The 12,345-nt window shown below is 42.7% G+C and carries 13 protein-coding genes; 9 read left to right on the plus strand and 4 right to left on the minus strand.

Features of this window, described 5'->3' with window-relative positions; all coding sequences use genetic code 11:
- Positions 1-206 precede the first annotated feature (206 nt).
- Complete coding sequence (locus H9L42_RS02495; RefSeq protein WP_187301854.1) at positions 207-467, plus strand: transposase; 261 nt, start codon at positions 207-209, stop codon at positions 465-467.
- A 438-nt stretch (positions 468-905) separates the two neighbouring features.
- Positions 906-1,796 (plus strand): ABC transporter permease, encoded by an 891-nt coding sequence (locus tag H9L42_RS02500; RefSeq protein ID WP_087255585.1) that lies wholly within the window; start codon positions 906-908, stop codon positions 1,794-1,796.
- Positions 1,797-1,864: 68 nt separating this feature from the next.
- On the opposite strand, the gene H9L42_RS02505 is transcribed toward H9L42_RS02500, so the two are convergent.
- Together H9L42_RS02505 and H9L42_RS02510 are read right to left on the minus strand one after the other, a co-directional pair.
- Positions 1,865-3,301: a MobA/MobL family protein gene (locus tag H9L42_RS02505; protein ID WP_187301855.1), complete on the minus strand. Its 1,437-nt coding sequence runs from the start codon at positions 3,299-3,301 to the stop codon at positions 1,865-1,867.
- Between the two features lie 247 nt (positions 3,302-3,548).
- Positions 3,549-3,764: a helix-turn-helix domain-containing protein gene (locus H9L42_RS02510; protein WP_004612412.1), complete on the minus strand. Its 216-nt coding sequence runs from the start codon at positions 3,762-3,764 to the stop codon at positions 3,549-3,551.
- 180 nt (positions 3,765-3,944) lie between these two features.
- On the opposite strand from H9L42_RS02510, the gene H9L42_RS02515 reads away from it, so the two are divergent.
- Entirely contained in the window at positions 3,945-4,631 is a 687-nt protein-coding gene (locus H9L42_RS02515; protein ID WP_187301856.1) for a helix-turn-helix domain-containing protein, read from the plus strand.
- Positions 4,632-4,718: 87 nt separating this feature from the next.
- Complete coding sequence (locus H9L42_RS02520; RefSeq protein WP_465270633.1) at positions 4,719-5,831, plus strand: tyrosine-type recombinase/integrase; 1,113 nt, start codon at positions 4,719-4,721, stop codon at positions 5,829-5,831.
- Positions 5,832-6,217: 386 nt separating this feature from the next.
- Here the strand turns inward: H9L42_RS02520 and H9L42_RS02525 are convergent, their stop codons facing one another.
- Both H9L42_RS02525 and H9L42_RS02530 read right to left on the minus strand, forming a co-directional pair.
- Positions 6,218-7,492: an ATP-binding protein gene (locus H9L42_RS02525; RefSeq protein WP_187301857.1), complete on the minus strand. Its 1,275-nt coding sequence runs from the start codon at positions 7,490-7,492 to the stop codon at positions 6,218-6,220.
- A 158-nt stretch (positions 7,493-7,650) separates the two neighbouring features.
- Positions 7,651-7,965: a helix-turn-helix domain-containing protein gene (locus H9L42_RS02530; RefSeq protein WP_465270634.1), complete on the minus strand. Its 315-nt coding sequence runs from the start codon at positions 7,963-7,965 to the stop codon at positions 7,651-7,653.
- 226 nt (positions 7,966-8,191) lie between these two features.
- On the opposite strand from H9L42_RS02530, the gene H9L42_RS02535 reads away from it, so the two are divergent.
- The 5 genes from H9L42_RS02535 to H9L42_RS02555 all read left to right on the plus strand — a co-directional run bounded on the left by H9L42_RS02535 (position 8,192) and on the right by H9L42_RS02555 (position 12,331).
- Positions 8,192-8,902, plus strand: a complete 711-nt coding sequence (locus H9L42_RS02535) for an ABC transporter ATP-binding protein (RefSeq protein ID WP_187301858.1) — start codon at positions 8,192-8,194, stop codon at positions 8,900-8,902.
- Positions 8,895-10,472 (plus strand): hypothetical protein, encoded by a 1,578-nt coding sequence (locus H9L42_RS16915; protein ID WP_187301859.1) that lies wholly within the window; start codon positions 8,895-8,897, stop codon positions 10,470-10,472. Before H9L42_RS02535 ends, H9L42_RS16915 begins: the two co-directional genes overlap by 8 nt.
- Positions 10,473-10,520: 48 nt before the next feature.
- On the plus strand, positions 10,521-10,853 hold the full coding sequence (locus H9L42_RS02545) for a DUF3795 domain-containing protein (RefSeq protein WP_187301860.1): 333 nt from the start codon (positions 10,521-10,523) through the stop codon (positions 10,851-10,853).
- Between the two features lie 163 nt (positions 10,854-11,016).
- Positions 11,017-11,649, plus strand: a complete 633-nt coding sequence (locus H9L42_RS02550) for an alpha/beta fold hydrolase (protein ID WP_187301861.1) — start codon at positions 11,017-11,019, stop codon at positions 11,647-11,649.
- A gap of 31 nt (positions 11,650-11,680) precedes the next feature.
- Positions 11,681-12,331, plus strand: a complete 651-nt coding sequence (locus tag H9L42_RS02555) for a TetR/AcrR family transcriptional regulator (RefSeq protein WP_465270636.1) — start codon at positions 11,681-11,683, stop codon at positions 12,329-12,331.
- Positions 12,332-12,345: the final 14 nt, after the last annotated feature.

Here is a 12,345-nt window from a genome sequence, read left to right on the forward strand (position 1 = left end):
GCTTCCGGGTATGTTCGCTGTTGCGAACAGTCGGAAGAGCGGTTTTTCTCGCATGTTTTGAGAAATCATGGAAAATCGATCGAACCGGTGAACACTGGAAGAGGGGATAATATTTACGCATACAGGGCATTTGTGAGCTGGTATAAGTAAATTGTAATAGTGAAGTGACTTTTGTAAAATAATGTTAAGCGAAAGGAATGAATGTTATGATTTACTGTGAACCGGAATTAAAAGAACATATCATAAATCTACATATCCAGGATGGACGTACATATCAAAGCCTATCTGACGAATTCGGATTTTCTACAGATGTCATAAGAAGATGGGTGAAAAAGTACAGGCAAAATGCAAAGGAAGATGCAGAGCGTGCAAAACAGATAGCAGATATGGAAGAGCTCAGGCTACTGCAAAAAGAAGTCGAGGAATTGAGGAAGGAAAATGATTTCTTAAAAAAAGCATATGAATAGTGAATTGGGGCTGAGATCTGTGACACGTAAAGCAAGATATCGTTATCGCAAAGGAGCGGAAGCATATGCGGTTTTTGATAATCTGCTTGAGCGTGATTTTAGTGCAAAAGAAAGGAACGAGAAGTGGTGCATAGACTTCACATATCTTTTTCTTGCAAACAGGAGCAAACGGTACAACTGTACGATCATAGACCTTTATGACAGACTGCCTGACTAACCAAGAAATCAAAGAGCCCTCACAAGGCCATAAAACCGGTGAGGGCTGAGTTGCTTTGTCCTAAAGTCAAGAACCCATAGAAATGAGCTCTTGACTTTCATTTTTGTTTAAATTATATTGTGTGTATCAATCGAGGATAGCTGGTTCTGGCGAACCTTACATCTCAAATTACCATAGAAGGATAATTTACAGAAATTATTTCACACACTCGAAAAATGAGTATGGCTTTCATTCTTATCAAAAGGAATATCAAATTGTTTTTCAAAGATAAGGGAATGTTCTTTACCTCTTTGATAACGCCTGCTATATTGCTTGTACTCTATGTAACTTTTCTTGGGAATGTGTATCGGGATAGTTTTACATCTAATTTACCTAATTCATTAAAACTATCAGAAAGTATAATAGAGGGACTGGTAGGCGGTCAACTTATCTCCTCTATTCTTGCTGTTTCGTGTGTAACGGTTGCTTTTTGTTCTAATTTTTTAATGGTGCAAGATAAAGCAAATGGTACGATAAGAGATTTAAGAATATCTCCTGTGAAGTCAGCTACACTTTCGCTGAGTTATTATGTTGCAACCTTGCTTTCAACACTTATTATTTGCTTTGCTGCAACGGGTATCTGTCTTACTTATGTGGCTATTGTCGGTTGGTATATGTCACTCGCAGATATATTCTTTTTGTTTCTTGATATTCTACTTCTTGTTTTGTTTGGAACAGCATTATCTTCGATTATTAATTTTTTCTTATCAACACAAGGACAAATTTCAGCGGTAGGCACAATCATCAGTGCGGGATATGGTTTCATTTGTGGTGCATATATGCCTATTTCTTCATTTGGAGAAGGGCTGCAAAAAATAATATCATTTTTGCCAGGCACTTATGGTACATCACTTATCCGAAATCATACAATGCAAGGGGCGCTTGCCGAAATGCAAAATCAAGGTATTCCAACAGAGGTTATTGAAAAACTAAAAGATTCTCTTGATTGCAATCTTTATTTTTTCGGAAGTCAAGTAAATATTGGAACGATGTATATGATACTTGGTATCACTATTTTGGTATTGATTGGAATTTATATTTTGTTAAACAAATCAAAAAAATATAACTGTTAATTTAGTAGCTGCAAATGATTATGTAATCCGCCGCTATGGGTAAAACCATAACGGCGGTTTTTCAATGCCTATCGGCTATCTCTGTCAATGGATTTTTTACGCTGTCTTTGCGGTGGGTTCTGCTTGTTGCGTTCCTGTATCTCTCGCAGATGTTTTAACACACTCTGCTTTTCGGGCGGTCTATGCTGTTCTTTAGCGGCGGCTGTCGGTTTCCTGCTGACTTGGTATTCCCACTCAGCAAGTTCACGGTTGTACTGTTCCACAACGCTTTCCATTTCTCGGAAAGTCCTCATAAAAACTTGTACATCGGGATAACCGTCCTCTTTGAGTGTATCGGGGATTTTATCCAACCTGTCGGCAATCTCCGCTTCGGCTTCTTTGATTTTTACCTCCAACGCTTTTCGTTCTTTGCCTTTGAAAAGCCCCTTTGTATCGGCAAGCTGCTGTTTCAACTGCGGCAGAACTTTGTCCTGCAAGTTTTTGATTTTTACCGCTTTGTCCTGTACTTTTATCATCAGGTTTCTCATATGGCGGAACTCTGCCATATCAATATCAAGCGTAGGCTTAGGCGGCATATCCTTTTCTCGGATAAGGTTTTGCAGAAAGTCTTTTGCCTTTTCCACAATTCCACGGAACAGATTGGGCAGCCAGCCTTTGCTTTTGATAGACTGACTTGCTTTTTCGTGTATCTCGGTCTGCTTGACTTCTAAAATTTTTGCTTCGGAAATACCCGATATGAGTGCCATATCCGCTGTCCTGTTCCATTCCTGCCTTGCGGTGTTGTCCGCTTCAATCTCTGCGGCTTTGGGATTGTTCTTTCCGATTTTTTTGGTGGGAAGATAAACGCTGTTCTTATCAAATACCTTTAACTGCTGTTCAGGATCAGCAATATGGCGATTGATAAGGTCGGTATAAACCTCTTTCACTTCCCGAAGAAAAGGCTCGCTTTTGAATTTATCATCTTTCACGGTAAAGAGGTGGCTTTCGTAAATCTCGCCTTTTTTTATGACGGTGCAGCCTTTTCGTATCTGTCCGTTCTCCCCTGTGATTTCTTTCTTGGTGCGTACCCTTTTGCCTGTTTCATCATAGAACACGCTGCGTGTGGCTATCTTGATGTCAGGCTCAGGAAGCAGTTTTCTTTCGCTGAAGATAAGGTGGATATGATAGTTTGTTTTGCGTTTGTTGTGGTGGAGGGCTGACACGCACTCCACGCCATACCGCCTGCGGAACTCCTCCGTAAAATCTTCAAGGACTTCCTGCGGCTCATATCTTGTATAAATTTCGGGCAGGGCGATAATCAATTCCCTTGCTTCAATACATTTGCCCTCTGTACCGCTTCGCTTAAATTCCTGCTGGCTTTCCCTTGCAAGGTTACTCCAAAATTCATTGTCGGCGGTGCGGTAGGTGGCATAGAGATTTTCCTGTCTTGCGTGGCTTGTGATATAGGATATTCTTCCCTTGACATTGTGTAGCTTCGACATCTGTATAAATGAATGTCTTGCCATATACTCCTTCCTCCCGTGACGGGCATACTCTTTTTGCAACCGAGAAATCGGTTGCCGCTGTTTCGGCGGCGTAAGCAGACGGACAGCGGAGAAAACAGCAGGCTGTTTTCTTCTGTATCATAGCGGCGGTGCATTGTCCGAAGCTGTGATACATAGCCCCCTGCAAGGGCGAAATACCCAGAGTACAAATCGAAGATTTGTGCGAGGGGTGTATTTCGCTCTCAAACGCCGAGGGCTTAGAGAATGGTTATTCTACTTTTCGGACATCGTTTTCATTGAGCAGGTTTCTTCCCTGATTGACGCTCATAAATCGCTCTAAAGTATCCCTGCGGATAATCGCTTTTCTGCCGACTTTAAGGACGGGAAGCTTGCCCCAGTCTACCAACTTACGCATTGTATTTCTTCCGATACCCGTACATTCTGCTGCTTCTTCTATGGTTAAACCCATTTTGATGTTGCTCATTTTATCAATCTCCTTTCAAAATACGCATTTTGCAACTATGTATATGCTATTATACTTATTTCGCTATCTGTTGTCAACTTGTTTTGCAACTTATTAAGAAATATTTTTGTGTTTTATTAAAATTATGGTTGCAAAATAGGTCTTACCATGCTATACTATCAGCAATAGGAGGTGAAAACCTTGAAAAAAGAAATCACATTCACCGCAAAACAGGTCGGTGAACGAGTTAAAGAACGCCGAACAGAATTAAACTTAACAATGCCAGAACTTGGTAAGCGTATCGGGGTAAACAAATCCACCATTCAGAGATATGAAGCGGACGGAGTAGACCCGAAACGCACAATGATTATCAACGGGCTGGCAGAAGCACTCCTGACCACTCCCGAATGGCTGACAGGACTTTCCGAAGATAAGGAATATGACAGCCGCACTTTATGTGCAAGGGATATGGAGGAACATATCAAAAAATATCTTGATACGGTTTCTTCTGTGGTAAAGGGAGAACCGCACCAACGGCTGCTCACGACATTCCTCGGAAAGATGATTGACCTCTATACGGTTATGACTTATCACTTTGCAGACGCTATGGCTGAGGTTGACCGTGTAGCGGAGGACGAGGGCTTAAAGCAGTCCTTACGCCGCTATGCGATTGAGTCAGGGGCGATTATGGAGAGAGTTTACCGTAAAGAAATGGAAATTCCTATCGAGGATATGAAACAGTTTTTAGATGGGATTTTACATATCTACGATGAGGGACGCACCGCTGTAAAGATTGGCGACCTGTTCGGGATAGCGACAGCAGCCGAAGAAAGGGTTGCTGAAAAAGAAAAATTCCGTGGCTCTTTGACAAGTGAAAACGATGATTGACACTCATCGGCATAAGTAACATTATTACTTTACGCACACCATATGTCACAGTCCCGATTGCCACGGATAGGAAGGGGAAATTTATCTATGGCAAAAGGTTCTGTAAGAAAAAAAGGTAAAAAGTGGTACGCACGCTTCTACATCGAAGATGAAAGCGGCAGAAAAGTACAAAAAGAGTTTGTGGGAACAGAAAGCAAGTCGGAAACAGAAGCCCTGCTCAGAAAGGCAATCGCTGACTATGAGGAAAAGAAATTCGTTGCGAAGTCTGAAAACATCACGGTTGGTATGCTGCTCGATCTGTGGGTGGAGGAAGAACTGAAACCCGGCAATCTCAGCAATGGAACGGTAATGTCTTATCAAGGAACGGTCAACCGTATCAAACAGCACCCGATAGGAAACCGAAAGCTGAAAACCGTAACCGCCGACCATTTACAGGCGTATATAGACTTTCTCAGCTTTGGAGGTACAAATCCTGACGGCACAACCGCAAAGGCACTCAGCAAAGGGTATCTCCGATTGTTTTCGGCTGTTTTACAAGGGGCGTTCCGTTTTGCAGTATTCCCGAAAAGGCTGATAACCTTTAACCCGATGCAGTATGTGGTATGGCGAGGAAAGAAAGAAGAATACGAACTGTTCTCGGACGAGGACGGAGAAACAACTTCCACACCAACGCTCAGCTACGAACAGTATCAGAGGTTAGAGGACTTTCTGAAAAAGAAAAACAATCCTGCACTTCTGCCTATACAGATAGCCTATTATACAGGCTTGCGTATTGGAGAGGTATGTGGTCTGACTTGGCAGGACATCAACCTTGAGGAACAATACCTGACAGTACGCCGCAGTATGCGTTACAACGGGGCAAGGCACAGAACAGAAATAGGGGCAACAAAGCGTAAAAAAATCCGTACCGTGGACTTTTGCGATACGCTTGCCGCAATCCTGAAAGCTGCGAAAGCAGAACAGCATAAAAACCGTTTCCGATACGGGGAACTGTATAGCCTTAATTACTATTTGGAGGTTAAAGAAAAAGACCGCACCTATTATGAGGTTTACAGTCTGCCGAGGTCGGAGGAGGTCCCAGCAGGGTACAAGGAACTATCCTTTGTCTGCCTTAGACCTGACGGAGCATTTGAAGCACCGAGTACGGTGGGGATTATGTGCAGGAACTTCTCGGACACGCTGATGTCAGTACCACAATGAACATTTACGCTCACGCTACAAGGGAAGCGAAGCGTACTTCCGCAAGACTGCTGGATAAGGTAATCGGCGGAGAATAAAAAATTTCCCTTGTTTCGGCTCATAAGGGCAAAAACAAGGGAAAATACATAAGGTTTGAACATTTAATAGGCGATATGCCTTGAAAATACAGGGTTTATAGAGGATTGAATAGATAAACTGGAATTTGTCGAGATAATAGAGAAATCTAAAGGCACAAGAAAGGCTGAAATAGCATATATGAAAGCTCCCGAATAAAGGCACATTGAGTCTGGGCGGGAGCTTTTCATAAACATAGCTTTATATGAATATCGATTTTTCATGCAGCCGATAGGTGCATAGGTATATATGCACAGCAATTACAACAAACATCAAATCAGCCAAGCCGGTACATACCAGTTTTTACTATCTACAGGCAATAAATCGTTTGCCATGCAAACCACACTTCCTGTTCCAATCTCAACTTTCAGGGATTCTAATCCGCGGAAGTTTTCTTCATGGGTTATGGGGTCCAAAACCTTGAAATTCTTAATGGCCGTCTTTCCCGGCGATGCCGATTTTGTAATCTCGATCGGAGACAGTACACCGTTTTGGTAAATCAGCAGATCGATTTCTTTCTTATCTTTATCCCTATAATAGAAAACAGGAGGCTCTTTTCCGGCGTTCAGATAACTCTTATAGATTTCGGAGAATACATAACTCTCAAAGAATGCGCCGGACATTGCGCCTTTTTCCAGAGCTTCGGGGGTTCCCCACTTCAGCAGATATGCAGCCAGGCCAGTATCCAGAAAATGAAGCAGCGGCATTTTTACAGCACGTTTGAGCGCATTGTTGTGATATGGTTGTACAAGAGCAATAATATGGGATGATACAAGAATTGAGAGCCATTTTTTTGCTGTTGGAGCAGAAATGCCGGTTGCGCCTGCTAGTTCCTCATAGACAACCGGTGTTGATGTATGAGCAGCAACCACCGTCATAAAATTGTAAAACTGCATTTGATCTGCAACCTGTGCAAGATCCCGGATATCACGCTGCAGGTAGGTATCTACATATGAGCGGTAATAAGTTTCCAGATCCATATTCTTATCTGCGTAAAGCTCAGGCATGGAGCCTTTAAAGATTCTGTTATAGATTTCATTTAAGTCTTTTCTGCTTCTTACAGATAAACGGCCCATGAGATGTGTAGCATCCGTCTGAAAAGGCTCACTTGGCTCTTGGTATATCTCGGCATCGGATAGTCCAAGCAGATTCACAATCCCGACCCGGCCCGCCAGACTTTCACTTACATTCTTCATAAGGCGGAAAACCTGTGAGCCTGTAATCCAGAAATCCCCTTTCTTTTTAGATTGGTCTACACTCATTTTTATATATGGTAACAGTTCTGTTGCATACTGTATTTCATCAATCAGAACCGGTGGTGAATATCTTTGTAAAAACAACGCCGGATCTCGTTTTGCTAAAAATCTTACGTCGGGATCATCTAAAGTGACATACTTTCGTTCTACTCCCTCATTTTTCTGTTCCTCTGCTAGTTTTTGCAGCAATGTCGTTTTTCCGACCTGTCTGGGACCGGTTAACAACAGCACCGGGAACATTTTGGAAACCCGTGCAATCGTTTCTTCTGAGGCTCTTTTTATATATGCCATGACAGACTCCTTTCGATTATATTATACTCAGATATTTTAAAAATATTCGTCTAAACTAAAATGCAATTTTATTATAACCAAACATATAATACCGATCAAGACAAAATCCGTCCAAACAAAAACATCATTTTAGTTTGGACGGACTATTTACAAACGAACTATTTCTGCAATCCTTTTGCCAGGGCGATGAGATGATCCAGCTGTTCGCTGTCCAGCTTTTTCGCGATGTTGTATAGCTCAGTTGCCTTGGTGGGATTGCTTGTTTCTACATCAAAAAAATCTTTCGGGGTGATGTCGAGATATTCGCAAATATAAAAAATTCCTGAAAGGGAGGGCATGGATTTTCCGCTTTCAATGTTGTTGATATACCCGGGGTTCTGTCCCATTGATAAGCTCATGTCGCGGGCCGATACGCCCTTTTCTTCTCGGAGCTGCGCCAGACGCAGAGAGAAATCTTTTTCTGTCATATCCATTCTCACCATCCTTTTGTCTTATTGTAACCCATACCATGTCTTAAAATATTTGTTTACAGACGTTAACCAGGTTGTGATAAAGGTTAATAGATGATATAATTGACAACGATAATGGTTTAAAAATGATATACATTTTTTACGGATCATTTGTGTAAAAAACACTTTTCATCTTTATTGTTATCATGTAATATCAACGTAGAACGAAAAAAGAGATAAGGAGATGGTTATGGAATTTGTGATCGAGCATTTGTCCAAAAGCTTTGAAAAAAAGGAAGTCCTGAAAGATATCAGTTTTACCTTTGAGGAAGGGAAGATCTACGGGCTTCTCGGCAGAAACGGAGCAGGGAAGACCACGTTGTTCAATTGCCTGAATCGGGATCTTAAGATGGATAACGGCAGCTTCTGCATAGTGGACGATAGTGGCGGCAGGCGCGAAGTGGCTGCGGAGGACATCGGATATGTACTGTCCACTCCGACGGTTCCCGAGTTTCTCACCGGCCGTGAATTTTTAAAGTTTTTCATAGATATCAATGAAAAAACGATCGCGGCCCAGAAAGGTATTGATGAATACTTTGATTACGTGAGCATTGAACCGGAAGACAGGGACAAGCTGCTTAAGGACTATTCTCACGGTATGAAAAATAAAATGCAGATGCTAATCAATATCATCGCGCAGCCGAATATCCTGCTCCTTGATGAGCCTCTGACCTCCCTCGACGTCGTTGTGGCGGAAGAAATGAAGCAGCTTTTGCGTTCTCTGAAACAAAAGCGTATTACGATATTTTCCACCCATATCATGGATCTGGCCCTCGATCTGTGTGATGAGATCGTTCTGCTGAATCATGGGGTACTGGAAGTTGTGGAGAAAACGGATCTGGACAGAAAAGAATTCAAGGATAAGATCCTTGAGTCGTTAAGGGAGGAGGACCATGAATAGAACTTTGAGAATCTCCTTTTCCCTGAAAAATACATACCGGGTAAACGGAATCCTGTTTTCATTAAAGCAGATCCCTATTTTAAGAAATCTGTTGCCGACTGCGCTTTACAAAGTAAGAGGACTGAAAATATTTGCCAACATACTGTCTGTGTTGTGGGAGATCGTTTCTGCGTTTATCGGGAAATTTCTTTATCTTATAATCATGATTTTCGGCGCGGGGATGCTGTATAAGGATTTGCCTGCTGATCAGGTGATCCTTCATATTCTGCTGCCTCTTACGGTGATCGGATGCTTTGCGAATACAAAGCTTTTCAATCCCACGAAGGATAAGTACTACGCGATATTCCTTATGAAAATGGATGCCAGAGAATATACGCTGGTCAATTATCTGTATGCCATCGGCAAAGTGATCATTGGATTTATGCCCCTTATGATCCTGCTGGGACGGTACAGAGACTTTCCTTTCTGGTTATGCGTGCTGCTTCCATTTTGTATAGCCGGCATGAAGCTGTTTGTCGCTGCTGTTTCGCTCTGGGATTATGAAAGGAGAGGATTCGGATATAACGAAAACAAGCTCGGCAAGTATATATGGGGATGCATGGCTGTACTTCTGGCGGCTGCCTATGCTTTGCCGATCTTTGGACTGGTTTTGCCAACGCCTGTTTCCATAAGTATCTTTCTGCTTTGTATTCCTCTGGGAATCGTCGGTATGATTAAGGTGCTGACATTTCACGATTATCGCGGGATTAATCAGGAGCTGCTGTCAGGGCTGACAAATCAGATGGATTCCGCGGCCAAAACAAAGGTTGCAAAACAGACCAGCGAGAAGAAAATATCCGCCGATACTTCCATCACCAGCAATCGCAGGGGCTTTGAATTTTTGAATGACCTGTTTATAAAAAGGCATAAGAAGATACTCTGGAACTCAACGAAGAAGATCTCCTATATCTGCACGTTTATCATCGCGGGAATCCTGATGGTGACATTTCTGAAGCCTGAAATAAAACCCGCGATCAACGCAATGATCCTGACATGGCTTCCATACTTCGTGTTTATCATGTATGGGATCAATCGCGGCACGAATTTTACACAGGCCCTTTTCATGAACTGCGATCACAGCCTGCTGACCTATTCGTTTTACAAACGGCCGGATCTCGTGCTGCGGCTTTTCCGGATCCGGCTGCGCGAAATTATGAAGATCAACGCGGTACCCGCCCTGGTAATAGGAGGAGGGCTGGCGCTGCTCTTATTCGTGACCGGAGGAACCGGCGATCCGCTGAATTATGTCGTGCTGATTGTATCTGTCCTTTGCATGAGCGCATTCTTTTCCATCCACTACCTGATGATCTACTACCTGCTTCAGCCATATAACGCGGGTACGGAAATGAAGAGTGGTACATACCGGCTTGTGCTGATTGCGACCTATGGGGTATGTTTCGCCCTGATGCAGGTTCGCATGCCTATTTTGATATTCGGAATGATAACGATCCTTTTCTGCGTCCTTTACAGTATTGTCGCAAGCATCCTGGTCTATCGTTTCGCGCCGAAGACGTTCCGAATCCGGGCATAAATGGGTGGCGTTTTACGGCTAAAAGAAAAATCTGGGAGGATAGAAACGATGAATGAAAGGATTGGATTTTGCGGGTTGGATTGTGAAAAATGCGACGCGTATATCGCGACGGTCAATGACGATCAGGCCTTGCGTGAGAAAACAGCGAAATTATGGGCGGAGTTAAATAAGGCGCCCATTTTACCGGAACATATCAACTGTGAAGGCTGCCGTACAGACGGCGTTAAGACTGTATTCTGCGACAGTATGTGCGGGATTCGCAAGTGCGCGCTGGAAAAAGGCGTCGCCACCTGCGGCGATTGTCCTGAATTAGAAACGTGCTCAACAGTCGGAACCATTATCGAGCAGAACCCTTCTGTGATGGAAAATCTGAAGGGATAAATACAGGCGCCAAAAAACGTGTCCAAAATCGAATTTATTTATAAATTGGACATTTTTTAAGAGGGTGACAGAAAATGGAACGTAGGTCGCGGCAATATTCTTTTGCGCAGTATGGCTAAGAAATCTTTAGGAATACAGATGAAAGGATTCAATGGAGGTTGCCATGAACAAAGTTTTTATTCACGGTTCAGGACATAAGGCGACAAGCTGGGAGGAAACGATTGCTCATATGAAAAAAAGCAGGGATATACAATGCCCGGAGTTATCGTCACTTCTCAAGGGGAAAGAGACAAGCTATATAAATTTATATACTTCGTTTGTAGAATATTGCGGCAAACTTGATGGCCCCTTGCATTTATGCGGGATTTCCCTGGGTGGCATTCTGGGATTGAATTATGCTTTGGACTTCCCGGAAAATGTAGGGTCATTGGTTTTGATTGGAACCCCTCACAAAATACCCAAAGTGATCTTTGCGATTCAAAATAGGATGTTTAAGCTCCTGCCTGAATCTGTTTTTGAAAATATGGCATTTAATAAGCGGGATACGTTTGTGTTGGGAAATTCCATGAAAAACCTGGATTTCAGCCGCGGCGCGCAGAATATGGAATGTCCCGCGCTAATCATTTGTGGAAAGAAAGATAAGGCAAATATAAAATCGGCCTATTACTTTTCGCAAAACATGAAAACCGCGAAATTGGAAATCATCGAGAATACGGGTCATGTCGTAAACGAAGAAAACCCGAAAGCTTTAGCGGAGGTACTCGATCAATATTACGACGAAATTCTTTCCTCTTGACAATATTTTTTTTGTGAACTATAATATAACAGTGATATATAACGGTGTTATAAGGAGGGCACATATCATAAACGAAAAGTTAACAACCTTAGAACGCATCCATCAAGCGGCAAAAGCGGAGTTTCTGGAAAAGGGTTATAAGGGCGCCTCGTTGAGAAATATTGTAAAATCAGTAGGCATGACTACCGGAGCCTTTTATGGTTATTACAAAAGTAAGGAGGAATTATTCGAGGCGCTGGTAGGCGAACATTACCAATATATCCTTACCTGCTTTAAGAAGGCGCAGCAGCAATTTGCCGAACTTCCACACGAACAGCAGCCGGAAGTTATGAGCGAAATATCGGGGATTTGCATGTACGATATGCTCCACTATGCCTATGCCCACCTGGAAGAATGCAAACTCATTCTCTGCTGCTCGGAAGGGACAAAATTTTCCGGCCTTATTGATGAAATGGTAGAGATCGAGATGGCGGCAACCCACGCTTATCAGCAGGTTCTGCGAGAACTTGGAAGACCTTCGCCAAAGATTGATCCTACGCTGGAACATATCCTGATTACTGGCATGTTTCATACGTTCTTTGAACTGGTAATTCATGAAATGCCGCTGAGTAACGCGGAAAATTATGTAAAGGAAATGCGTGCCTTTTATACAGCCGGATGGATGAAGATTATGGGGCAATAATGCCCTGTAATTTT

The organism is Zhenpiania hominis (assembly GCF_014333425.1).
In the GTDB taxonomy this organism is placed as follows: domain Bacteria; phylum Bacillota; class Clostridia; order Peptostreptococcales; family Anaerovoracaceae; genus Hominibacterium; species Hominibacterium hominis.

Excerpts from the sequence above, each read along its gene's own strand:
- H9L42_RS02500 (WP_087255585.1), top strand. The coding sequence starts at position 906 with ATGGCTTTCATTCTTATCAAAAGGAATATCAAATTGTTTTTCAAAGAT.
- H9L42_RS02530 (WP_465270634.1), bottom strand. The coding sequence starts at position 7,965 with ATGGATATGACAGAAAAAGATTTCTCTCTGCGTCTGGCGCAGCTCCGA.
- H9L42_RS02550 (WP_187301861.1), top strand. The coding sequence starts at position 11,017 with ATGAACAAAGTTTTTATTCACGGTTCAGGACATAAGGCGACAAGCTGG.
- H9L42_RS02510 (WP_004612412.1), bottom strand. The coding sequence starts at position 3,764 with ATGAGCAACATCAAAATGGGTTTAACCATAGAAGAAGCAGCAGAATGT.
- H9L42_RS02505 (WP_187301855.1), bottom strand. The coding sequence starts at position 3,301 with ATGGCAAGACATTCATTTATACAGATGTCGAAGCTACACAATGTCAAG.
- H9L42_RS16915 (WP_187301859.1), top strand. The coding sequence starts at position 8,895 with ATGAATAGAACTTTGAGAATCTCCTTTTCCCTGAAAAATACATACCGG.
- H9L42_RS02520 (WP_465270633.1), top strand. The coding sequence starts at position 4,719 with ATGGCAAAAGGTTCTGTAAGAAAAAAAGGTAAAAAGTGGTACGCACGC.
- H9L42_RS02545 (WP_187301860.1), top strand. The coding sequence starts at position 10,521 with ATGAATGAAAGGATTGGATTTTGCGGGTTGGATTGTGAAAAATGCGAC.
- H9L42_RS02535 (WP_187301858.1), top strand. The coding sequence starts at position 8,192 with ATGGAATTTGTGATCGAGCATTTGTCCAAAAGCTTTGAAAAAAAGGAA.
- H9L42_RS02495 (WP_187301854.1), top strand. The coding sequence starts at position 207 with ATGATTTACTGTGAACCGGAATTAAAAGAACATATCATAAATCTACAT.
- H9L42_RS02525 (WP_187301857.1), bottom strand. The coding sequence starts at position 7,492 with ATGGCATATATAAAAAGAGCCTCAGAAGAAACGATTGCACGGGTTTCC.